Here is a 21,943-nt window from a genome sequence, read left to right on the forward strand (position 1 = left end):
CAGGAGGCCTTCGCGATGACGATCAGCGACGAGCGGGACACGGCGACGCTGGAGATCACGGTGTCCGGCTCGACCGGCGGGTCCGTGCTGGTCACGGTCGAGGGCGAGCTGGACTACGACACCGCGAACGACCTGCGCACGGCCCTGCTCGACGCGCTGCAGCGCGATCCCGCGGCGGTCACCCTCGACCTGGCCGGACTGCGTTTCCTGGACAGCAGCGGCCTGGGCGTCATCGTGAGCGGCTGGCAACGCGCCCGCGCGGCCGGCATCCACTACGTGGTTCGCCGCACACCGAGCGTGATCGCCGAGCAGTTCGAGATGACCGGCCTGTCGCAGGTCCTCACGTTCGACGAGCACGACGAGGCGGAGAGCGACGGATCGAGCGCCGCCTGACGCTCCCCCCGCAATCACAGTCGAGCGGCGCCACGTCGGCGGCGCCTGCGGTGACGGAACTCACGCTCCATCGCCAACCATCGCCGGTCCGCCCGGCCCACCCCGACGCCGCCGCGGAGGTGTTGCGGGGTGCCGCGGCAGCGGGAGACCGCCCGGCACGGGCGGGGTGATCCAACGGGCGCACGCAGCGGCGGACGGCAGCGTTCCCTGCCGTCCGCCGCTGGGCCTCGGGTGGTGCTAGTTGGTGACCGTGATCCGCACCGAGTCGAAGCTCGGGATCTCGTTCGCCTTCTGCATCATCGGGATGCGGTGCGAGCCGTCGCCGGCCCAGGAGGCGCACTGGGCGGTCCCCGTCGTCGGCATCCCCGTGATGTTGATGGTCACGACGTCGGGCTGGGCGCCGCCGCCGCGGTCCTCCGTCGCGACGAAGAACGCCGGGGCGACCGTCGGGTCCGGGGCGCTGCGCGTGCTGGCGAGCATGCGGCACGCGGTGTGGAAGTGGCCGCGGGTCAGGCCGTCGGGCGTGAGGAACGCGCTCTCGAGGTAGTAGCCGCCCGCCGCCGCGCCGAGGAAGCGGTCGCGGACCAGGTTGCGGGTGCTGACCTGGATCGTGAACGCCTGGCCGACCCGGACCCGCTGCGGGGCGCGGGTGATGAGCAGCGTCGGGTTTTTGTCCTGGCTGCTGACCTCGCCGAACGCGGTGCTCACGCAGCGCGGGGCGTCCTGGAAGCCGGTGTGCGCCGCGAGGCGGCTCTGGCTGCAGTCGTTGCCCAGCGTCTCCAGCGTGGTGCCGGTGCTGCTGCCGGCGGAGGGGACGGCGGTCGAGCCGCCGCCGCCCTGAGTGGGGGGCGGGGTCGGGCAGTTCGGGTTGACGCGGCGCCACTGCGGCCGGCCGTTCACCTGGCCGTCACCGATGTGGTTGGTCACCTGGCGGCCGTTCTGGTTGCCGCCGCTCACGTCGCCCGCGGTCTGGTCGGGCTTGGGGACGCTGCCGGCGACCGGGTCCGCACCCTCGTCGGCGGCGGCCGCGGAGCTCGCGGACGGCTTCGGGGCGGCCTTCGAGGTGCCGCCGGCGGCGCCGGTCGCGGGGCCCTTGGCGGTGGCGGTCGGGCACGCCTTGGAGCCGTTGTTGTTCTGGTTCGGCCGGCGGGTGGCCGCCTCGGAGATCTGGGTGACCGTGAGGCCCGCCACGAACGCGAGCACCGCGGCGATGACGGTGACCGCTCGCTTGCCGCGGGCGTTCGGGGCCCGTTGCTCGTCGTCGGCCGGGCGCTCCGGCTCGTCGCCGTAAAAGCTCCTGCGCTGCATGACGGAACCTCTCTCAAATCTTTGTCCGGCGTGAGCCAACGTAGATTTCGTGATTGACCGTCGTCAACCATCGAAGCATAAACTAAGTCAACCTAAAGAAGTTCCAAAGTTCCGCATTCGGGCAGGCAGAGGCCCATCGCAAAACCCATTGCAATGCGGCCGGTCAGCTGGCGGAAACCATTTCCTTCGATTCTTCCTCCGGCGCTGGAACGGGTTTCCGCCGATTTTGCAGAACCACGCTGACGATGCAGACAACGCCGATTCCGAGCAGCGCCACCAGGCTCCACAACAGATATGACGGGCCGCCGGTCTCCGCCTGCGCCACCGGCTGCGGCTGCGGCTCGGCCTCGCCGTGCCCGGCCGCGTGCGCGGTGCCCTCGCCCGGCTTCAGCGCCAGCGCCGGGACCGTGAGGTTCGTCCGGGTGCCGTCGGAGTTGGTGAGCACGACCGCGAACGCGAGCCGGTCCACGGCCGGCAGCGGGCCGATCGAGAGGTACAACTCGGTCGTCTTCCCGGGCGGCAGCGCCCGGTCGGGCATCGCGATCCACGTGATCGCGGTGGTGACCTCGGTGATCTGGTAGCCGTGCAGCGAGGCGAGGGGCTTGTCGACCTTCTCGTTCGTCATGGCGGGGGCCCAGTCGTCGACCGACAGCGGGTACACCTCGGCGATCGGGGTGTCCGCCGGCAGCCGCAGGTCGATCGCCGTCACCGAGGCCGTCCGGCTCTCGTTCGTGATCCGCAGCGTCAGGTCGGCGCCGTCGCCCTGCACGGCCTCGGTCGGCGTGACGACCACGTCGGCCGCGGCGGGCGCCGCGATCCCGGCGAGGGCCAGGACACCGGCTCCGGCGATGACGGCGCGGACGGCCCACCGTTGCTTGTGCTCCACACCGGGTTGTTCGTAGACGGGAGCCGGAGGGTTCAATCCGTTCCCAAGATATTTTCAGCTTCCCGGTTTCCCGGCATCGACGCGGCTCAGGACGGTGCCGACCATCCGCCGCCAGTCGGTGGTGAACTCGGGCCCGGTGGTGTGCTCCCCCACCCAGTACACCGCGTAGCTGGCGACGACGATGGCGTTGCCCCGCCCGACGACAGCCACCGCGACGTCGGCCGATCCCGGATAGGCGGCCTCGTACGTCTTGTGCCGCACGGTCACGAAGCCCTTCCACTCGCCGGAGACCAGCGGCTCGATCGTGCTCGTCTCGCTGTACCCGGCCTCGCTGCTGCCGTCGCGCGGCCCGGCGCTGCGCGACGCGCTCGGCGGGCAGGCGTCCATCGTGTCCTGCAGCGACGCGAACGCCGCCTCCATCGCGCCCGCGTCCTTGTAGACCAGCCCCAGCTGGTCGAACGCCTGCGCGCCCTTGTCGCCCTCGTCGGCCATCGACGCGGCGACCGAGCCGGTGGGCGAGCCGGGCACCGGCGGCCGCTTCGCGACTCCGGCACACAGCGGCGTGATGCTCGTCGTGGGCGGCGCCGACTCGGCCGGCCGCTTCCACGTCGGCCCGATGTCGCCGGGCTCGAGCACGCCGGCCTGCAGCATCGCGGTCGTGTAGGTGGCGCCCCGCGGGTCCGGCTCCTCGCCCGTGCACCCCGCGAGCGCCATCGTCGCCGCGACGCTACCGGCCGTCACCATGCACAGCGCTCTCCTGGCCATCGACACGCCGCCCATCCTGACAGACCGCGGACGGGCGGGAGTAGGCCCGGACGCATCCCGGCCGCACGGATCAGCCCGGACGCATCCCGGCCGCACGGATCAGCCCGGACGCATCCCGGCCGCACGGATCAGCGCCGCAGGTCGTGGCGGCGGTGCGTGACCTTCTCGACCAGCCCCGACGGCAGCAACCGGCGCAGCGGGAACACCAGCGGCGCGTTGCTGCCGACCGCGTAGTGCGCCTTCGGCCGCGCCGCCTCGATCGCCTTCACGATCGTCGCGGCCACCGGCCCGGCCGCGGTCCCGGCCTGCTCGTTGCGGTCCAGCGCGGCCAGCATCCGCTCGAACTCCGCGCGGTGCGGCGAGGCCTCGGAGACGTACTTGGTGCGCCGCTGACTGATCCCGGTGCTGATCGCCCCCGGCTCGACGGTCGTCAGCCACACGCCGAACGGCGAGTACTCGTGCCGCGCCCCGTCGCTGAAGCCCTTGAGCGCCGCCTTCGAGGCGACGTACGACGATCGGTACGCCAGCGGAAACGACGCCAGCATCGAGCCGACCATCACCACCCGCCCGTACCGGCGCCGCATCATCCCCGGCAGGAGCAGCTGCGCGAGCCGGACCGGCCCGAGCACGTTGACCTGGAACAGCCGCCGCAGCGCGTCCATCGGCAGCTCGTCGAACGGCCCGGACTGGCTCTCCCCGGCGTTGTTGACGAGCACGTCCACCGGCCCGGCGGCGGCCGCGAGCGCCTCGATGGAGGCGTCGTCCTCGAGGTCGAGCGCCCGGAACTCGACCCCGTCCGCGCTCAGCCCCTCGGGGTTGCGGCTGGTGCCCAGCACCCGATACCCCCGCGCGGCCAGCGCCGCCGCGGTCGCCTTCCCGATCCCGGACGACGCCCCGGTGACGAGCGCGATGCGATCCATCGCAGCACCATACCGTCGCCGGGGGGCCGCCGCGTGCGGCTAGCATGCGCAGCGTGATTCTGGCGCTGCTGCTCGACCTGGCCAACATCGCCGGTGGCTTGCTGCTCGCCGCCGGGCTCATCCGCCGCCTCCCCCGCGTCGGCGACGAGCTCGGGCGGTTCGCGGACCGCGCCGCGCCGCAGGGCTGGATCGTGGGGATCGTCGCGCTCGCCCTGGGCGCGGCCTATCTGCTCATGCACCTGCTCGCCGGGCCGCGCGTGTTCCACTTCGAGGTCGTCGGCATCGGGGTCGGGCTGGCCCTGCTGTGGGACCGCATCACGGGCCGCCGGGCGCCGGAGCCCGCGCCCGCCTCCGACGGGCCGACGGGCCGGGCGCTGCTGCTGGCCGTCTTCGGCGTCGTCGCCGTCGTCGTCGGGCTCCAGGGGTTGTTCACCCCGGACTAGGCCCGCGTTCCCGCGCGGCGGCGTAGGCGGCGTCGAGGCGCTCCAGCGGTCCCGGGCCGGAGCGCGGCTTCGGCGGGGCGCCCAGGTGGCGCTCCCGCAGCTCGTCCATGAGCTCCTCGACGAACGCCGGCCCCTCGTCGCGCATGAGCTGCTGCCGGCCGCGCAGCTCGTCGCTGCCCGCGCGCCAGTCCAGGCCCCAGTTGCCCAGGGCGTAGATGACCGGCAGCGTCTGGATGCCCGCCTCGGTGAGGCTGTAGCGGGCGCGCTGCCCGCGCGCCGCGGTGCCGCGGGTGAGGATCCCGGCCTCGACGAGCCGCACGAGACGGTCGGCGAGGATGTTCGAGGCGATGCCCTCGATCGATCCGGTGAGCAGCGCCCGGAAGTAGCGGCGGTCGCCGAAGATGACGTCGCGCAGCACGAGCAGCGACCAGCGGTCCCCGAGCACCTCGACGGCGGCGTTGATCGGACACCCGGACCGTGGTTCCACGACTCCTCCTTGACAGGTACCTCGCCCCCAATATAGTGGTTGCAGATCGCAACCACTACAGGGACGAGGTGAGCCCGTGCTGCGACAGATCGCGGACGGTGTGCTGGTCCACGAGAGCGAGTTCTGCCAGAGCAACGCCGTGGTCGTGCACGGCCGCGCCGGCGCGCTGCTCGTCGACCCCGGGGTGCAGGACCACGAGATGTCCTGCCTCGCGGCCGACCTGTCGCAGTCGGGCCGGAGCGTCGTGGCCGGCTTCTCGACGCACCCGGACTGGGACCACCTGCTCTGGCACGCCCGGCTCGGCACGGCCCCGCGCTACGGCACGGCCCGCTGCGCGGCCGTCATCCGCGACGAGCTGTCCGACCCGGGCGCCAAGGCCCGCATCGCCGAGCACCTGGAGCCGACGGGCATCGCCGAGCAGATCCCGCTGGACCTGCTCGGCGAGATCACCGCCCTGCCCGCCGGGACGGCGCTGATCCCCTGGGACGGCCCGCGGACCCGGATCATCGAGCATCAGGCGCACGCCCAGGGCCATGCCGCGCTGCTCGTCGAGGAACGCCGGGTGCTCGTCGCCGGCGACATGCTCTCCGACGTCCTGGTGCCGATGCTCGACCTGGGCGGCACCGCCGACCCGATCGAGGAGTACCTCGCCGCGCTGCGGCTGCTGGAGGGCGTGGCGGACGGCGTCGACGTCTTCGTCCCCGGCCACGGGTCCACCGGGGGAGCCGATGAGCTGCGCGCCCGGATCGAGCGGGACCGGGCGTACGTGCTCGCCCTGCACGAGGGCCGCGACCCCGACGACCCGCGGGTCGGCCCGTCGGCCAAGGCCGGCTGGGAGTGGGTGAGCGACGTGCACGACGGCCAGGTCCAGCGCCTCGCCGAGCGGAGCAGGAGCGGGCAGGACCGCGGCTAGTCGGCCCAGATCGTGACCGTGAACATGATCGGCCCGCCCGCGGCGGGCGGCGCGGCGGTCACGGTGCCACCGATCACCCGGCCGGGGCGCAGCGCGCAGAACGTCTGCCCGGCCCGGACCGGGATGCGGACGGTGGCCAGGGTCGCCGCCTTGCAGCCCTGGTACGTCGGCGCCGCATTGTCCACCGGCGTGTACGCCCGCACCGCCACGCCCACCGGGTCCAGCGATCCGAAGTCGCCGTCCACGCACAGGTCCCCGGACTCGCAGTCCTTGTCGATCAGGATGCCGCCGTCGCCGAACAGCACCGAGCCCACGGTCACGGTCACCGGGTACGCCCCGACCTGCGTCCCGGCGGCCGGCCCGCTCGGCGGCGGCGCGGCCACCACCGGGGAGCCCGGCGGGTCGGCCCACACCGTCGCGGTGAACGCGACCGCGCCGCCGGCGGCGCGCGGCGCGGACGTGATCGCCACCCCGACCGCCCGGCCCGGCTTGAGCACGCAGAAGGTCTGCCCCACGGCGATCGGCACGCGCGCGGCGAGCACGGTGGCCGACTTGCACCCCTGGTACGTCGGCGGCGCGTGATCCGCCAGGACGTACTGCCGCACCTGCGGGCCCACCGGGACGAACGACCACGAGTCGGGGTCGAGGCAGATGTCGCCGGCCGAGCACGGCTGGACGAACTGCGCCTGGTCCGGGGCGGCGTCGTCCAGCGGCACCGAGCCGCCGTTCACGGTCACCGGGTACGACGCGAGCTGCGTCCCGGCCGGCTCCCCGCCGGGCGTGGCCGAGTCCGCGACCGGTGGCGGGCGCGACGGCGCGACGGCCGGCTCCCGCGTGGTGCGCAGCGCCGGGGCGACGAGGAACACCAGCACGGCGGCGACGGCGACGATGCCGGCCACGGCGCCGCCGGCGAGCAGATCGAGCCGGTCCCGATCGCTGGACGGCTGACCGGCCTCCGGGTCCTGAGGATCCGACACGCCCGAACGCTATCGACGGCGGTGCCGGAATGGTCCCGGCCTTGCGCCAGACCCCGCGACCCGAACGCCGGAGCGCCGCTCAATAGATCGGCGTCGCACGCTCTTGACCTGAACTCAGGTTGAGGTTTTACGGTAGGAACAGTGAACAGTGACGTGGTGGCCGGGTTCAAGGCCGCGTTCCGGGGCTACCCCACCGGGGTGGCGATCATCTCCGTCGCCGGCCCCGACGGGCCGGCCGGGCTGACCGCCTCCAGCGTCGCCTCGGTCTCCCTCGCCCCGCCCGCGCTGTCGTTCTCGGTCATGGACTCGCCGTCGGCGCTCGTCATCGTCAACGCGCCCAGCCTCGTCGTGAACCTCCTCGGGGCCGGGCACGCCGACCTCGCGCACGACTTCGCCCGCTCCGGCGGCCCCCGCTTCACGCCCGGCCAGGGCTGGATGACGCTGCCGACGGGCGAGCCGGCGCTGCGCGACGCGCAGGCGGTGATGCGGTGCGTGCCCCTGCACCGGGTGGCCGTCGGCGCGTCGACGGTCGTGGTCGCGGAGGTGACGAGCGTGCTCATGGGCGCCGAGGACGCCCGTCTCATCTACCACGGCCGCATGTTCCACGTGTTCCATCACTCAGGGGGCCCACAGCCCCAGTAGGCGAGGATGGCCCGGTGCGAGTCGCAATCACGGCGATCGGCAGCCGGGGCGACGTGGCCCCCTACACCGGGCTCGGCGTCAGGCTCCAGCAGGCCGGTCACGAGGTCACCATCGCCACCCACGCCGTCTTCGAGCCGCTCGTGCGCGGCCACGGCCTGGGCTTCCACCTGCTGCCGATGGACGCCCAGGAGCAGCTGCGCACCCGCTTCGCCGACCGCGGCCTGGTGCGCATGACGATGGCCGCGAACGAGGTCGTCGCCGAGCACGCGCGCCCGCTGGCCACGGCGATGCTGGCCGTCGCCCGCAAGGCCGACGTGCTGCTGGTGACCCCGACGAGCTGGTTCGGCGTCGTGATCGCGGAGGGTCTGGGCATTGCCAGCCTCGGGGTGTACCTGCAGCCGCTCACCCCGACGCGCGAGTTCCCGCCCCCGGCGCTCACCGGGCGCCACCTGGGCGGCTGGGGCAACCGCCGCCTCGCCTCGCTGCTGCTCACCGCGGGCCAGCGCCCGTTCCGCAGCGTGGTCGGCGAGCTGCGGCGGGAGCTCGGCCTGCCCGGGACGACCCCCTCGGCCTGGCTGCGCGCGCAGGAGGCGAAGCACTGGCCCATCCTGTACGGCTACAGCCCCCTCGTCGTGCCCACCCCGAAGGACTGGCCGGCCTGGTACCGCCCCGTCGGCTACTGGTGGCCGGCGCCCGAGCCCTGCTTCACGCCGGCCCCCGAGCTCGAGCAGTTCCTGGCCGCCGGCCCGCCCCCGGTGTACGTCGGCTTCGGCAGCATGCCCGTCCCCGACCGCGACCGGCTCTCGTCCGCGGTCGCGGCGGCGGTGCGCCGGGCGGGCGTCCGCGCGATCGTGAGCGCCGGCTGGTCGGGCCTGACCGTCGACGCCGACGACGTCCTGACCGTCGGCGAGGTGCCGCACGAGTGGCTGTTCCCGCGCGTGGCGGCGGTCGTCCACCACGCGGGCGCGGGCACCACCGCTGCGGGCCTGCGCGCGGGCGTGCCGCACGTCCCGGTCCCGGTGATGGTCGACCAGCCGTTCTGGGCGCACCGGCTGCGGCTGCTGGGCGTGACCCCGGGCCCGGTCCCGATCCGCCGCCTGACCGCCGGCCGCCTGGCCGACGCCCTCACGGCCGCCGTGACCGACCCGGTCTACCGCCGGCGGGCGGAGGCCCTGGCCGCCCGGCTGTCCGAAGAGGACGGCGCCGGGGCCGTGCTGCGCGAGCTCGGGCGCCTCACGAGCGCCACCGCCTGACCTTCCGCCGGACCCGGGTCGTCGCCGCGAGCGCCACGGCCCCGGCGAGCAGCGCGAGGCCCGCGGTGGACAGCAGCCGGACGACGACGAGGAGGTACGCGCCCCAGATCGCGTCGGGCTGGGGCGGGATGAGCGCGATGGTGGTGAGCACGGTCCCGGGCAGCAGCAGCGCGACGCCCGCCCACCCCGCGACCCGGGCCGGCGTCGGGCCGCCCGCGAAGCGCCGGCCGCCGGCCCACCCGACGGCCAGCCCCGCGAGATATCCGGCCAGCGCCAGCGGCCCGACCCGTCCCGGCCGGGCGCGCCCGAGCTCGAGCACGACCGAGCCGTCGGTCCACGGGTACACCCTGAGCCTCCACGCCCCCTTGCGCGCGACGACGTCCCCGGTGACCTGCCACCCGCCGGACGCGAGCGCGTCGCCGATCGTGCGCACGAGGGTGGCGGGGTCGTCCCCGCCGGGCGTGGTGAGCCAGACGGCCCCGCCGATGTAGCCGGTGTCGCCCACGAGCCACGTCCATGCCCCGCCGGGGTGCTCGTAGCCGAACAGCTCCGGCATCCGCCCGGCGACCGTGACGGAGGCCGCGGTTCCGTCGGCGCCGACCGGCACCGCCGGCGCCACGATCGCCACGGCGGCGTCGTCATCGGGCAGGCCGGGCGCGCCGACCCAGCCGAGCACGGCCCCGAATCCGGCGCCGAGCGCCGCGAGGGTGATCGCCACGACGATCGCCGCGAGCACGGAGCGCGGGCGAGCGGGGACGATGACGGGGTCAGCCTGAACTACGGCGGCCATCCGGGTGGATCCTTCCGCGGGACACGACCCCCCGCGTCCGCCCCGGATGCTAGTGCGTGGCCGGCCCGCCCCGGCCGGCAGGGGTGGCCCTCACGCCGAGGACCCCGGCGCGCTGTCGGCACCGCGCGGGCAGGCCCACCCTGTCCCGCACCATGCCGCGGGACAGGGTGGGCACGTGGGCGTCGGACGGATCGTGGCCACCCGCACCCTGTCCCCCGTGTCCGTGTCCGCGGCCGTGTCCGTGTCCGCGGCCGGCACCAGGCAACCTCGTGCCGGCCGCGGGCCGTGGCCGTCAGGCGGTCAGCCGGAAGTAGTCCAGGTTGAAGCCGCCCGTCTCGCAGTGCACGGTGACGAGCTGGTCGCCCGCCGGGAGGGTGACCGTCGTGTGGACGGACCGGTAGTTCGCCCAGCCGCCCGTGTCCGGCACCGAGACCGTCGCCAGGACCTGGTCGTTCGCGTCGCGGAAGGTGATCGCGTCCGTCGCCGCCGCGCCGGAGCCGTTGGCCACGCGCAGTTCCAGGTCGTACGTCCCGGCCTGGGCCACCGCCAGGCGGTACTGCAGCCAGTTGCCGGCCGCCGTCCACCCGACGTTCCTCCCGCCGCTCGCGGAGGGGTTGTTCTCCACGAAGTTCGCGCCGCCGTCGGTCCAGCCGTGCTCGGCGACGTACGCCTCCGCCTCGACCTTCTCCCCGATCGGCGCCCCGTGCGGGTTGACCGTCACGTGCACGGACACCGCGGAGCTCGCGGCGCCGTCGGTCACCCGGAACTTCAGCTCCAGGGTGCCCGCCGTCGTCGGGTGCAGGCTCACGGTGCCGGTCGCGGCGTCCACGCTCACGCCGTCGGGCAGGTCGACCGCGTAGAACGCGAGCGCGTCCCGGTCGCGGTCGGTGGCCCGCAGCCGGAAGGTGGTCGTCGTGTACTGGTCCGCGACCACGTCCGCCACCGGCGACAGCACCGGCGCGTGGTTCCCGTGCGCCGACGGCACCTCGGCGTGCCAGCGGAACGTCGCGTACGCGCCCGCGGGCACGGTCTCGACGAACTGCCGGCCGGCGAGCACGACGCGGACCTTGCGGGCCGTGGTGTTCGCGTTGCCCACGACCGCCACGAAGTCGTCGCCGTCGCGGTACACCACGTTGCCGATCCCGTTCGCCGTGGCGCTGGACTCGACGCGGGTGTGCCGCGGGGTGAGGTACTTCGCGAACTGCCCCATGGCGTAGAGCTCGTCGCGGACCGTGAACGTGCGGGACGTGGTGTCGACCTTCACGAGGCGGTCGGGCCACTTGGTGGTGGCCGCGATCTGGTCCCAGTCCACGTTGTTGTCACGCAGCGGCGTCCAGTGCAGGGTGCCGCCGTCCTGGTCGGTCGCCTGCGCCCACATCACGTAGGAGCTGGCGTCGAGCCGGAAGTAGCTCAGGATCGTGGCCGGCGAGAGGTCGCTGGTCTCGGTCATGTGCACCGGCTTGCCGGTCTGCTCGTAGGCGTCGCGCATGACGGTGGGGTCGCCCCAGTACGGGTGGAAGGCGATCGCGTCCGCGGCCCGGCGCGCGGCCGGGTCGTTCAGGATGCGGTAGTAGTTCTTGGTCTCGGTGCTGCCCGGGTCCTTCCAGTCCCAGAAGTTGAAGTCGTGGACGTACACGTCGACGTCCCGGGGAAGGTACTTCCGCATGGCGACCGCGAGCTTCTGCTGCTGCTCGACGGTGATGTCCATGGCCGGGTACACCACGTCCATCCCGGGCTCGTTGAGCAGCGTGAGCGCGTCGACGCGGATGCCCTTGCGCGCGTAGGCCTCCACGTACTTGGCGTAGTAGCGGGCGAAGACGTCGATGCAGTCGTCGCGCAGCCTGCCGACCTGGTAGTAGTCGGTGGTGCTGCCCGGCTTCAGCGCGACCTCGCCGAGGAACTTGCCGTTGGTCTTCATCCACGCGGGCGCGCTCCACGCCGAGGCGAAGAACGTGGCCCGCGGGTTGTACTTCTGGATCAGCTTGATGGTGTCGACGATGTGCAGGTCGATGTCGCGCTGGATGGAGAAGTACCGGAGCCCGAAGTCGTCGGTGACCCCGGCGGGCAGGTCGTCCTCGGACCAGAACGGCAGGTGCTCGATGAGGTCGGGGCTGCCGATGGTGAGCCGGAAGCGGCTGAGCCCGGCCCCGGTGCGCGGGTCGGCGAGCAGCCGCACGGCGTCCTCGCGCTGCTGCGGGGTGAGCTTCCACAGGTTCGAGACGCTGGTCTCGTCCAGGGAGAAGCCGATGCCGCTGTAGCGCTGCCGGACCTGGCTCGGGTCGACCACCACGGTCGCGTCGGCGGCGACGGCGGCGTTGTCGCCCACCCGGACCGCCGGCAGCGGCTTCCACGCCTGCCCGGCCCCGGCCGAGTAGGTGCCGGTGACGGTCTCGGCCCGATGCGCCGGGGCCGCGGTTGCGGGCGCGGCCCCGACGGTCAGGGCGAGCAACGCCGTCGAGGTGACGGTGACGATGCGTCGCATGATGTCCTTTCCGGTCACGGCCCCGAGACCAGGTACTCGACCTGGTGGCCCGAGTTCACCGCGGCGCCGGTGTTGTTGATGACGTGCGAGATGGTGCCGGTGCCGCCCAGCGAGACGGTCACCATGTCGTGGAACTTGACGCCCGCCTTGGCCGGCACCTCGAACGCGTGTGCGGCGACGACGCCGGGGTTGACGTTGAAGTAGCAGTAGCTGCCCAGGCCCCACGCCTCGTGGTTGGTGACGGAGTCGGCGACCTTGTAGGCGGCCCAGCCCTGGGTGCTGCCGTTCATGAAGGCGGCCTGGTTCGGCGGGTCGTAGGGCATCTCGTTCTGGTAGAAGTACGTGCGGCCGTTGTTGCCGTTCCAGATGGTCTGGTACTGCTGGTAGTGCTCGACGAACAGGCCGTAGAACGTCACGTTGTTGCCGTTGACGACCAGCCCGTTCTGGGCGGTGTTCGTGGTCCAGCCGACGCCGGAGCCGTGGTCGGCGCGCCAGATCCACGAGTGGTCGCCGATCACGTCGTTGCTGTTGATCCGCAGGCTCACGGTCGCCTTGCCGACGCCGGCGCCGCCGATGCGGAAGAACACGTCGGACAGGCTCGTCGGGTTGGCCGCGTGGCTCGCGGCCGAGCCGGACGGGCCGATCTCGGCGAGCACGGGCGAGTTGGTGGTGCCCGCGTCGAAGAGCAGGCCGGCGAGCTTGATGCCGTCGACGTCGGCGGTCTTCAGCGCGGTGATCCCGCCGTCGGGCACGAGGGTGGCCAGGCCGAGGCCGAGGATCACGGTGTCGGCGCGGGTCACGTTCAGGGTCTGGTTGAGGTGGTACACGCCCGGGGTGACGAGCAGGTTCTTGCCCGCGGCGAGGGCGTTGTTCATGGTCGCGGCGGTGTCGCCGGGCTTGATCACCTGGAACTGGCTGATCGGCAGGCTGGTCCCGGCCGGGTTGCCGCCCGCCCAGCTGACGCCGGAGGAGTTGGTGCGCAGCGCGGGGACGAACACCTGGTAGGCGCCGGCGTTGTCGACGTACAGGAACGGCTTCTCGCGCACGACCGGGGTGGTGCCCACGGTGGTGTAGGGCGGGTTCGGGAAGCTGTTGCCGGGCGCGCCGGTGGCCCCGACGAAGACCTGGTTCCAGTTGGAGCCGTTCCAGCTGCCCATCGCCGAGTTGCGGGTCAGCCACTGCTGCTGGGTGCCCGACTGGATCTGCCCGTCGATCTTGGAGTCGGCGATGAAGCCGCCGGAGGACCAGCCGCCGTCGGACAGGGCGAGGTTGCCGCGCACGTGCATGCGGCGGTACGGGGCCGCCTGCGACACCGCCCAGCGGTCCAGGCCGCCGTTCGGGGTGACGGAGAGGTTCTCGGCCGAGCGCCAGAAGTTCTGGGTCGCGTTCTGCGAGCCGTCCGGCCACCAGTCGGCCTCGGCGTGCACGGCGCCGTTGATGACCACGGCGTCCGGGGTGAGGCCGAGCCCGGCGACCTGGGTGTAGAAGCCGACGTTGGCGTCGACGTTGTACGTGCCCGGCTTGAACAGCAGCGCGTAGCGCTGGCTGCCGAACTGGTTGCTCACCTGGCCGTTGAACACGGAGTTGAGCTTGTTCTGGATGGTGGCCTGGGACATCGACGGGTCGAAGACCGTGACGTTCGGGCCGAGGTCGGGGTTGTTCGGGTTGTTGGGCACGCCGGTGGCGGTCGCGGTCGGCTGGCTCGTCCCTCCGGTGAAGTTCCACTTCTGGTTGGCGCCGCCGCCGCACGTCCAGATCTGCAGCTTGGCCCCGTCGGCGAGGTTGTTGTCCTTGATGTCCAGGCACTTGCCGGACTTGGTGTTGATCAGGTCGTGGGCCGCGTTGAGCGACCACTTCTGGCTGGCGACCGAGTCGTAGCAGGTCCACAGGTGCACGACGGCACCGTCGTTGGTGGCGCCGTTGACGACGTCGAGGCACTTGCCGAGGCCCTGGACCGAGCCGTTGTCGGCGAGCGTCCAGGTCTGGTTGGCGCTGCCGGCGTAGCAGGTCCACATCTGCGGCTGGTTGCCGTCGGCGGTGGATCCGTCGGTGACGTCGAGGCACTTGCCGTTGGCGGAGCTGGTGATCTGGCCGGTGCTGGCGGCGGAGGCGGTGGTCATGGCGATGGCGCCGACGGTGGCCACGGTCGCGGTGGTGATCGCGGCCGCGAGCAGCATCGAGCGCCGCACTCGTCCTGGTGCGTGCATGGCGGGGGCTTCCTTGTCCCTGGCGGAGGGTGGGGTAACGCCAGGAAACACGCCCCGGCCGAGGCATGTCAATGAATCGCTGTAACTTTTTTCGCGTCGTGGCGTAAGTGTTTATGAAACACGCGTCAAGGCGGGTCCCGTGGAGCCGCGGATGACCAGTTCGGTGGCCAGCTCGACGTGCAGGGCGTCCAGTTCGTGGCCGGTCAGCATGCGGCTGAGCAGCGACACGGCCATGCGGCCCATCTCGCCGAGGGGCTGGCGCACGGTCGTGAGCATCGGGTGGGTCGCGCGGCTGACGTCGATGTCGTCGAAGCCGGCGACCGAGAGCTCCTCCGGCACGCGCAGGCCCCGCTCGGCCGCGGCCTGCAGCGCGCCCACGGCCATCTTGTCGTTGAACGCGACCAGGGCCGTCGGCCGGTCCGGCCGGTCGAGCAGGTCGTCGGCGAGGGCGCGGCCGGCCTCCACGGTCGGGTCGGTCGAGGTGCGCAGCAGGCCGGCGTCCGGATAGGCGCCGACGGCGACGAGCGGGGCGTGGTAGCCGGCCAGCCGGTCGCTCATGGCCATCCAGCTCAGCGGCCCGCCGAGGATTCCCACGCGGCGGTGGCCGAGCTCGACCAGGTGCGACATGAGCCGCCGGGCGCCGGCGAAGTTGGCCGCGGAGACCGCGGCGACGTCGCGCGGCGGGGCGGTGCGCGGGTCGACCACGACGAACGGGAAGCCGTGGTCGCGCAGCCGCTCCAGGTCGCCCTCCGGCTCCGGCGGCAGGATCAGGATCGCCCCGGTGACCTGCGGCCAGCCGGTGAGCGTGGGCAGCACGTCGGTGCGCCGCCAGGCCGACTCCCCCGCGTCGACGACCGCGTGCATGCCGTGCACGTCGAGCGCCTCGGTGATGGCCGAGACGATCAGCCCGAAGTAGTCGGTGAGCAGGTAGGGGCAGCGCACGTAGACGCCGTTGTCGGCCTTGGGCACCCCGGCGCCGCGGCGGCGGGGCGCCCGCCGGCCGAGCCCGCCCATCGCCTGCAGGACCCGCTCGCGGGTGTCGGGGGCGACGTTGGCCCGGCCGTTGAGCACCCGCGAGATGGTCGCGATGGACAGACCGGTCTGCGCGGCCACGTCCCGGATGGTGACCCGTGACGGCTGTTCCTGCCCTGTTTCAGCACCCTGTTTCATCGCCGATCAGCGTAACCCGCGCGATGGCGTTGAACCGATCCGGCGTTTTGGCAGTAGACAAGGGTGTGACCACTTCGACCGCCGCCCACGCCGAGGCCGTCCGGCGCTACTACGACCAGAACACGGCCGCGTTCGACCGGCTCGGGCAGGGCGGCGCGTCGATCCACCGCGCGGTGTGGGCGCCCGGGGTGACCGGCCGGGCCGAGTCGTTCCACCACGTCGACGAGCTGATCCTGGCCGCGCTGCCCGCCGGCGTCGCCGAGCCGGCGGTCGTGGACCTCGGCTGCGGGCTGGGGGCGAGCCTGATGTACCTGGCCGGCCGCGCGCCGATCCGGGGCGAGGGGCTCACGATCAGCCCGAAGCAGGCCGAGGGGGCGACGCGGCTGCTGGCCGGGGCGGGGCTCGCCGGCCGGGTGCGGTGCCGCGAGGGGAACTACCTGGACGTACCGGCCGATCTGCACGCCACCGCGGACGTCGTGTTCTCGATCGAGGCGTTCCTGCACAGCCCCGACGCGGGCGGCTACTTCCGCGAGGCGGCCCGGGTGCTGCGGCCGGGCGGGCGGCTGCTCGTGTGCGACGACTTCCTGTCCCCGGCCGCGCCCGCGGCCCCGCCCCGCGGGGCGCGGCGGCTGGCCGAGTTCCGCGACGGCTGGCGGGTCGGCTCGCTGCTGACCGTCGAGCAGGTCCGCGCCGCGGCCGCCGAGCACGGCCTGGAGCTGACCGGCGACGTGGACCTCACGCCCTACCTGGAGCTGCGCCGCCCCCGCGACCGGTTCATCGCCGCGCTCGTCGCCGCCGGCCGCCCGCTGCGCCTGTCGGGCGAGTACTGGAAGATGCTCTCCGGCGGCGACGCGCTGCAGTGGTGCCTGCTCAACGGCCTGCTGCACTACCGCGTGCTGACCTTCACGCCCCGCGGCTGACGCTCACCCGCCGCGACCGACCCTCACGCCTGGCGACCGGCGGCGAGGACGGCGTCCATCGCCTTGAGCCGCTCCGCGCCGCGGCCCAGCAGGCCGTCGGGCACGATGAACTCGTCGAGGCCGTTGGCGCGGTACTCGGCCAGGGCCTCGCCCAGCGCGCCCGGGGAGCCCCCGACGACCGGGAACTGCACCTGCGGCAGCGGCCCGTCGGCGACCACGAGCGCCTGGGCCGTGCGGGCGATCGCGCGCGGGTCGCGGCCCTGCTTCGCGCAGAACTCGTCCAGCACCGCGGACTTGTGCGCGATGACGTCGGGCCGGCCCCAGGTGTTCCAGATGTCGGCGTAGCGCGCGACGATCCCCAGCATCCGCCGCTCCCCGCCCCCGCCGACGAGGATCGGCAGCGGGTCCTGCACCGGCTTGGGATTGCACACGGCGTCGGTGAGCCGGTAGTACTCCCCCGAGAACGTCGTGCGCGGCCGGCGCAGCAGCCCGTGCAGCACCTCGAGCGCCTCGACGAACCGGTCCAGGCGCTGCCGCACCGGCGGCAGCTCGATCCCGTACTGCTCGTGCTCGTTGACCTGCCACCCCGCCCCCACCCCGAGGGTGAACCGGCCGCCGGTCACGTGGTCGGCGGTCACGGCCATGTTGGCGAGGACCGCGGGGTGACGGTACGTGTTGCCGTAGACCAGCGTCCCGATCCGCACCCGGGGCACCGCGGCCCCCAGCGCCGCCGCGAGCGTGCCGCACTCGAGCGTCGGCCCGTCCGGGTCGCGGCCGGGCCCGGCGTTGGGCATGAAGTGGTCGGCCACGTACACGCCGTCCCACCCGGTCGCCTCGGCGTGCCTCGCCACTTCGAGGATGTCGTCGTACCGCTGCCCCGCACCGGGCCAGATCGAAAGTCGCATGGCTCCTCTATACAACCTTGCCCGCGGCCACGTCGGGATCGCTGGAGCGTGGGCGGACCCGGTTCCCTCCTCCGGCAGGAGCAAACCCGATGACGCCACGCTCGCCCCGGATCCGCTCCGTCTCGCGGGGCTCGATCACCGTGGACGGCCATGGCGCGGTCAAGGACGCCGGGCTCCGGCCCGGCGGCGATCCGGAATGCGGCCTCGTTCGGACGGACCGTACGGGCCGAACGTCCGACTTGCCGCGTCACATTCCCCGGCACCGGGAAACACCGCCAGCCCGGTTCACCAGCATCAATGCCTTGAACGTGAACACGATTCGGGCAAGGCGAATGTGACGGGATCATTGCGCGACGAAAAACTACCCTCCGGTAAAGCTCGGCAGTGTTTTGTAGCCATCGAGCATCCGTGATAACTTTCCCGGCGCAGTGAGGCGGAAATCTTCCTACCCTGGGCGCAGCCGCGTGTAGGGGTGGCTCGAACGGGGCGAGCAGAGGATGGCGACCGAAGCCATTGGGCCGCGCCAACGATGGCGGCAGAAGTGCTGGCAGTGGGCTCGCCGCTACGTCCCCGCGGAAATCTCCGGCACCATTTGCGCATTCATTGCCACCACTGTCTTGTACGGTTTGTCGCACGATCGCGTCCTCGCCGCACTCGCCGGCACGGTCGGCGAGATCGTCGGCTTCTACGGTCTCGTCGCCACCGTGGAATGGCGCCGGGAACGCGCCCGCGGCTACGGGCTGCAACGCACCACCACGTCGACCGCGCGCCTGCTGATCGCCGAGTTCGGGCTCATCGAACTGCTCGACTCGACCACCCTGCGGCCCCTGTTCATGTACCTCGGCCCCGGCATCACCGGCGGCATCGGCTCCGGCACCCTGCTGGGCAAGCTGCTGGCCGACCTCGTCTTCTACGGCGTGGCCATCGTGAGCTACGAGCTCATCCGCCGCCGGCGGCGGATGCGGGCCGCGGCCGAGGAGGACACCGTCGAGATCACCGGCGCCGAGGTCACGCAGCCCATCGCGGTCGGCCCGGCATGAGCGCGCCCCGGCTCGTGCTGGACCTGGCCCGGGTCGGCGCCGCCTACCGGGCGATGCGCGCCGCCCTGCCGGACGTGGCCGTGCACTACGCGATGAAGTGCAACCCGCACCCGCGGGTCGTCGGGCACCTGGCCGGCCTCGGATGCGGCTTCGAGATCGCGTCGGCGGCCGAGCTCGACCAGCTGCTCGCGCTCGGCGTGCCCGCGGCCGGGGTGCTGTTCAGCAACCCGGTCAAGCCCGAGTCGCACATCGCCCGGGCCTTCGCCGCGGGCGTGCGCCGGTTTGCGTTCGACTCCGCCGACGAGCTCGCCAAGCTCGGCCGGGCCGCGCCGGGGGCGTCGGTGTACGTCCGGCTCGCCGTGCCCGACCGGCACAGCGAGGTGCCGAGCGAGGGCAAGTTCGGCGTCGACCTCGACACCGCCGCCCAGCTCCTGCTCGACGCCCGCGACCGCGGCCTCGACCCGCACGGGGTGACCTTCCACGTCGGCTCGCAGATGCCGCACCCGCGGGCCTGGGAGCCGCCGCTGGAACTGGTCGGCGAGCTGATGGACAAGCTGGCGGCCGAGGACGTGCGGCTGCGGCTGGTGGATCTCGGCGGCGGCTTTCCGGCACGGTACGACCGCGACCCGCCCCCGCTCGAGGACTACGCCGCGGTCATCCACGCCGGCCTGCGGGCCCTGCCGTATCCGGTGGACGCCGTCGTGGAGCCCGGCCGGGCCCTCGTCGCCGAGGCCGGCACGCTGATCGCCACCGTCATCGGGGTCGCCGACCGCAACGGCCGGCGCTGGGTGCACCTCGACGTCGGCGCCTTCAACGGGCTCATGGAGAGCCTCGAGACCGGCAACCGGCTGCGCTTCCCGGTCCGCGACGAGCTCGGCCGCGCCGACCGGCGGCTGTGCCAGCTGACCGGGCCGACCTGCGACAGCCAGGACACCATCCTCTTCGACGTCGAGCTGTCGCACGGGCTGGCCACCGGCCACCGGGTGTACCTGCACAGCGCCGGCGCCTACACCACCGTCTACGCCTCCGGCTTCAACGGCTTCGAGCCGCCGGCGGTCGTCATTCAAGAAATCGGGGACCAACAGTGACACGCAGCCACGCCGCCGAGCCCGCGGCCGAGGTCGAGGTCGACCTGGCGGTGCTCGGCTCGCCGCTCTTCCGGGCCGCCCGGGCGACCATCGCCAGCCTGGGCGTGCTCTACGCGCTCACCACCCTGTTCCCGATGGGCGGCCAGCGCCCCGCCCTGCTGGACACCTGGTTCTACCTGATCGTGCTGATCGCCACCGCCCTGCTGGCCCTGGCCCGGCCGCTGCTGGTGCGCCGCAACCGGGTCGCCTGGCTGTTCGTCGGCGGCGGCGTGGCCTCGTGGGCGGCCGGCGACGTCTACTGGCAGGCCAGCTTCACCGACGTCGACGCCAACGCCATCCCGGTCCCGTCGCCCGCGGACGTGTTCTACGTCGGGCTGTACCCGCTGGCCTACATCGGGTTCATCCTGCTCGCCCGCGCGAGCGTGCGGCGGCTGCCCGCCTCGGTGTGGCTCGACGGCGTGGTCACCTCGCTCGCGGCCGGCGCGATGTTCTCCGCGTTCACGCTCAACGACCTGCTCGACGCCGACGAGAGCAAGCCCCTCGCCGCGATCGTCACCAACCTGGCGTACCCGATCGGCGACCTCATCCTCATGGTCGTCGCCGTCGCGGCCCTGGCGATGGTCCGCTGGCGCAACGACCCCGTGTGGTGGCTGGCCGCCCTCGGCGCCGCCGCCTTCACCGCGGCCGACACCGCCTACCTCTTCGGCCTGTCGGACAACACGTACACCGACGGCAGCTGGCCCGACGGCACCTGGATGATCGGCCTCACCCTGATGGCGCTGGCCGGCTCGGTCCACCGCCGCCGCTCCATCGACGAGGTGCGCGGGTTCGCGGCCCTGCTGGTGCCGATCCTGTTCTCGCTGTGCGCCCTGGGCGTGCTCATCGTCGGCACCTTCGTCCACCTGCACCCGCTCACCATCGTCATGGCCAGCGGCTGCCTGCTCGCGGCCGGCATCCGCACCGCGCTCACGTTCGAGCAGACCCGCGAGCTGACCCGCACCCGCCGCGAGGCCGCCACCGACGAGATCAGCGGCCTGGGCAACCGCCGCGTGCTGGACTCCGCCCTGCCCAGCATGCTGGCGAGCCTGCCCCGGGGCGCCGTGCTGCCGATGACCATCGTCAGCGTCGACCACCTGCACGAGATGAACCGCATCCTCGGCTACACCGCCGGTGACATGATCCTCAACGCGGTCGGCACCCGGCTGCAGCAGGCGCTGCCGCCGGAGGCGGTGGCGGTGCGCCTGGGCGGCGCCGAGATCGCCATCCTGCGCACGGTGTCCGCCGGCACCGCCGACAGCATCGCCCGCGACACCGAGGTGCTGCTGCGCAGCCTGGCCGCGCCGGTGCCGGCCGGCCCGGTGCCGGTGCAGCTCGAGCTCAGCGCCGGGGTCGCCCTTGCCCCCATGCACGCGACCGCCTCCGCCGAGCTGATCCGCTGCGCCGCCGACGCGCTGCACGAGGCCAAGGCGAGCCGCTCCGAGGTCGAGATCTACGACCCCGGCCACCGCGGCGACGTCGGCTCGCACCTGCTCCCGGACCTGCTGCGGGCCGTCGAGCAGGAGCAGTTCTTCGTGTACTACCAGCCGAAGGTCGATCTGAGCACCCGCCGCCCGGTGGCCCTGGAGGCGCTGCTGCGCTGGCGGCACCCGGTGCACGGCTGGATCGAGCCCGAGGTGCTGCAGCGCCTGGCCATGCAGGTCGGCCTGACCCGCCAGCTCACCCGGTTCCTGCTCCGCTCGGCGCTGGAGAGCTGCGCGAACTGGCGCCGGCAGGGCTACGAGCTCGGCGTGGCGGCCGACATCTGCGCCGCCGACGTGCTCGACTCCCGCCTGCCCTACGACGTGGCCAAAATGGTCAACAAGCTCGTCGTCCCGCCCGCGGCGCTCACGCTGGAGATCGCCGAGGAGGTGATGCTCATCGACGCCCGCCGCACCGCGACCGCGCTGGGGCAGTTCCGCCACTTCGGCGTCCGCCTGGCCCTGGACCACTACGGCCGCTCGGCCCCGTCGCTGGCCCGCCTGCGCGGCATGCCCGTCGACGAGCTCAAGCTCGACCCGGCCTTCGTCGCCCCGATGGCGAACAGCCCGCAGGACGCGGTGGTCGTCCGCTCGACCGTGGAGCTGGCCCGCTCGCTCGGCATTACCGTGGTCGCCGAGGGCGTCGACTCCCGCGAGATGGCCGACGCGGCGACCCTGTCCGGCTGCGCCGGCGGCCAGGGCCGGGTGCCCGGCGAGCCGCTGAGCGTCGAGGCCCTGCCGGCGTGGCTGTCCTCGCTGCACCCGGCCGCCGACCGCCGCCGGGAGCGCGTGTAGGCGGGGCCCGCGTTCACCGGCCGGCAATCGGGCGCGCAGCCC

General features: G+C 73.1%; 20 protein-coding genes. 9 read left to right on the plus strand and 11 right to left on the minus strand.

The window, feature by feature from the left end; all coding sequences use genetic code 11:
* Positions 1-15: 15 nt before the first annotated feature.
* Positions 16-393 carry an STAS domain-containing protein gene (locus ACQP1P_RS34315; RefSeq protein WP_433077364.1) on the plus strand — a complete coding sequence of 126 codons (378 nt, stop codon included), beginning with the start codon at positions 16-18 and terminating at the stop codon, positions 391-393.
* Between the two features lie 237 nt (positions 394-630).
* Here the strand turns inward: ACQP1P_RS34315 and ACQP1P_RS34320 are convergent, their stop codons facing one another.
* The 4 genes from ACQP1P_RS34320 to ACQP1P_RS34335 form a co-directional block, all read right to left on the minus strand.
* Positions 631-1,701 (minus strand): Pecanex-like protein 1, encoded by a 1,071-nt coding sequence (locus ACQP1P_RS34320; RefSeq protein WP_433077366.1) that lies wholly within the window; start codon positions 1,699-1,701, stop codon positions 631-633.
* 163 nt (positions 1,702-1,864) lie between these two features.
* The gene (locus tag ACQP1P_RS34325) at positions 1,865-2,587 is read right to left on the minus strand and encodes a DUF1775 domain-containing protein (protein WP_433077368.1); all 723 of its coding nucleotides are present in this window, start codon (positions 2,585-2,587) and stop codon (positions 1,865-1,867) included.
* Positions 2,588-2,641: 54 nt separating this feature from the next.
* A complete protein-coding gene (locus ACQP1P_RS34330) occupies positions 2,642-3,331 on the minus strand; it encodes a hypothetical protein (protein ID WP_433077370.1) in 690 nt (229 codons plus the stop codon).
* A 149-nt stretch (positions 3,332-3,480) separates the two neighbouring features.
* Positions 3,481-4,272 carry an SDR family oxidoreductase gene (locus ACQP1P_RS34335; protein WP_433077372.1) on the minus strand — a complete coding sequence of 264 codons (792 nt, stop codon included), beginning with the start codon at positions 4,270-4,272 and terminating at the stop codon, positions 3,481-3,483.
* Positions 4,273-4,325: 53 nt separating this feature from the next.
* Here ACQP1P_RS34335 and ACQP1P_RS34340 point away from each other — a divergent pair, with 53 nt between their 5' ends.
* Positions 4,326-4,715 carry a hypothetical protein gene (locus ACQP1P_RS34340; RefSeq protein WP_433077374.1) on the plus strand — a complete coding sequence of 130 codons (390 nt, stop codon included), beginning with the start codon at positions 4,326-4,328 and terminating at the stop codon, positions 4,713-4,715.
* Here ACQP1P_RS34340 and ACQP1P_RS34345 read toward each other — a convergent pair.
* On the minus strand, positions 4,702-5,202 hold the full coding sequence (locus ACQP1P_RS34345) for a winged helix-turn-helix transcriptional regulator (protein ID WP_433077376.1): 501 nt from the start codon (positions 5,200-5,202) through the stop codon (positions 4,702-4,704). The genes ACQP1P_RS34340 and ACQP1P_RS34345 overlap by 14 nt on opposite strands.
* 76 nt (positions 5,203-5,278) lie before the next feature.
* On the opposite strand from ACQP1P_RS34345, the gene ACQP1P_RS34350 reads away from it, so the two are divergent.
* Complete coding sequence (locus tag ACQP1P_RS34350; RefSeq protein ID WP_433077378.1) at positions 5,279-6,115, plus strand: MBL fold metallo-hydrolase; 837 nt, start codon at positions 5,279-5,281, stop codon at positions 6,113-6,115.
* Here ACQP1P_RS34350 and ACQP1P_RS34355 read toward each other — a convergent pair.
* The gene (locus ACQP1P_RS34355) at positions 6,112-7,092 is read right to left on the minus strand and encodes a hypothetical protein (RefSeq protein WP_433077380.1); all 981 of its coding nucleotides are present in this window, start codon (positions 7,090-7,092) and stop codon (positions 6,112-6,114) included. The two genes, ACQP1P_RS34350 and ACQP1P_RS34355, sit on opposite strands and share 4 nt — an antisense overlap.
* 141 nt (positions 7,093-7,233) lie before the next feature.
* On the opposite strand from ACQP1P_RS34355, the gene ACQP1P_RS34360 reads away from it, so the two are divergent.
* Positions 7,234-7,734 (plus strand): flavin reductase family protein, encoded by a 501-nt coding sequence (locus tag ACQP1P_RS34360; protein ID WP_433077382.1) that lies wholly within the window; start codon positions 7,234-7,236, stop codon positions 7,732-7,734.
* Positions 7,735-7,748: 14 nt separating this feature from the next.
* Positions 7,749-8,987, plus strand: a complete 1,239-nt coding sequence (locus tag ACQP1P_RS34365) for a glycosyltransferase (protein ID WP_433077384.1) — start codon at positions 7,749-7,751, stop codon at positions 8,985-8,987.
* Here ACQP1P_RS34365 and ACQP1P_RS34370 read toward each other — a convergent pair.
* The 4 genes from ACQP1P_RS34370 to ACQP1P_RS34385 all read right to left on the minus strand — a co-directional run bounded on the left by ACQP1P_RS34370 (position 8,968) and on the right by ACQP1P_RS34385 (position 15,579).
* On the minus strand, positions 8,968-9,777 hold the full coding sequence (locus ACQP1P_RS34370) for a hypothetical protein (RefSeq protein ID WP_433077386.1): 810 nt from the start codon (positions 9,775-9,777) through the stop codon (positions 8,968-8,970). The genes ACQP1P_RS34365 and ACQP1P_RS34370 overlap by 20 nt on opposite strands.
* A 292-nt stretch (positions 9,778-10,069) precedes the next feature.
* Positions 10,070-12,259: a carbohydrate-binding protein gene (locus ACQP1P_RS34375; RefSeq protein WP_433077388.1), complete on the minus strand. Its 2,190-nt coding sequence runs from the start codon at positions 12,257-12,259 to the stop codon at positions 10,070-10,072.
* A 14-nt stretch (positions 12,260-12,273) separates the two neighbouring features.
* A complete protein-coding gene (locus tag ACQP1P_RS34380; protein ID WP_433077389.1) occupies positions 12,274-14,466 on the minus strand; it encodes a ricin-type beta-trefoil lectin domain protein in 2,193 nt (730 codons plus the stop codon).
* Between the two features lie 111 nt (positions 14,467-14,577).
* On the minus strand, positions 14,578-15,579 hold the full coding sequence (locus tag ACQP1P_RS34385; RefSeq protein WP_433077391.1) for a LacI family DNA-binding transcriptional regulator: 1,002 nt from the start codon (positions 15,577-15,579) through the stop codon (positions 14,578-14,580).
* Positions 15,580-15,701: 122 nt separating this feature from the next.
* On the opposite strand from ACQP1P_RS34385, the gene ACQP1P_RS34390 reads away from it, so the two are divergent.
* Complete coding sequence (locus ACQP1P_RS34390) at positions 15,702-16,556, plus strand: SAM-dependent methyltransferase (protein WP_433077393.1); 855 nt, start codon at positions 15,702-15,704, stop codon at positions 16,554-16,556.
* A gap of 23 nt (positions 16,557-16,579) precedes the next feature.
* Here ACQP1P_RS34390 and ACQP1P_RS34395 read toward each other — a convergent pair whose 3' ends face one another.
* A complete protein-coding gene (locus ACQP1P_RS34395) occupies positions 16,580-17,461 on the minus strand; it encodes a TIGR03560 family F420-dependent LLM class oxidoreductase (RefSeq protein ID WP_433077395.1) in 882 nt (293 codons plus the stop codon).
* 626 nt (positions 17,462-18,087) lie between these two features.
* Here ACQP1P_RS34395 and ACQP1P_RS34400 point away from each other — a divergent pair.
* From ACQP1P_RS34400 to ACQP1P_RS34410, 3 genes are read left to right on the plus strand one after another with little or no spacing between them, the layout of a single operon-like run.
* Positions 18,088-18,501: a hypothetical protein gene (locus tag ACQP1P_RS34400; RefSeq protein WP_433077397.1), complete on the plus strand. Its 414-nt coding sequence runs from the start codon at positions 18,088-18,090 to the stop codon at positions 18,499-18,501.
* Positions 18,498-19,589: a type III PLP-dependent enzyme gene (locus ACQP1P_RS34405; RefSeq protein WP_433077399.1), complete on the plus strand. Its 1,092-nt coding sequence runs from the start codon at positions 18,498-18,500 to the stop codon at positions 19,587-19,589. Before ACQP1P_RS34400 ends, ACQP1P_RS34405 begins: the two co-directional genes overlap by 4 nt.
* Positions 19,586-21,901, plus strand: coding sequence for an EAL domain-containing protein (locus ACQP1P_RS34410; RefSeq protein WP_433077400.1), 2,316 nt, complete (start codon positions 19,586-19,588; stop codon positions 21,899-21,901). The genes ACQP1P_RS34405 and ACQP1P_RS34410 overlap by 4 nt, the downstream gene beginning before the upstream one ends.
* Positions 21,902-21,943 lie beyond the last annotated feature (42 nt).

It is taken from the genome of Dactylosporangium sp. CA-052675 (assembly GCF_050947935.1).
Lineage (GTDB): Bacteria > Actinomycetota > Actinomycetes > Mycobacteriales > Micromonosporaceae > Dactylosporangium.

Coding starts and splice junctions, on each gene's coding strand:
- ACQP1P_RS34395 (WP_433077395.1), bottom strand. CDS start 17,461: ATGCGACTTTCGATCTGGCCCGGTGCGGGGCAGCGGTACGACGACATC.
- ACQP1P_RS34380 (WP_433077389.1), bottom strand. CDS start 14,466: ATGCACGCACCAGGACGAGTGCGGCGCTCGATGCTGCTCGCGGCCGCG.
- ACQP1P_RS34375 (WP_433077388.1), bottom strand. CDS start 12,259: ATGCGACGCATCGTCACCGTCACCTCGACGGCGTTGCTCGCCCTGACC.
- ACQP1P_RS34315 (WP_433077364.1), top strand. CDS start 16: ATGACGATCAGCGACGAGCGGGACACGGCGACGCTGGAGATCACGGTG.
- ACQP1P_RS34320 (WP_433077366.1), bottom strand. CDS start 1,701: ATGCAGCGCAGGAGCTTTTACGGCGACGAGCCGGAGCGCCCGGCCGAC.
- ACQP1P_RS34330 (WP_433077370.1), bottom strand. CDS start 3,331: ATGGTGACGGCCGGTAGCGTCGCGGCGACGATGGCGCTCGCGGGGTGC.
- ACQP1P_RS34335 (WP_433077372.1), bottom strand. CDS start 4,272: ATGGATCGCATCGCGCTCGTCACCGGGGCGTCGTCCGGGATCGGGAAG.
- ACQP1P_RS34370 (WP_433077386.1), bottom strand. CDS start 9,777: ATGGCCGCCGTAGTTCAGGCTGACCCCGTCATCGTCCCCGCTCGCCCG.
- ACQP1P_RS34405 (WP_433077399.1), top strand. CDS start 18,498: ATGAGCGCGCCCCGGCTCGTGCTGGACCTGGCCCGGGTCGGCGCCGCC.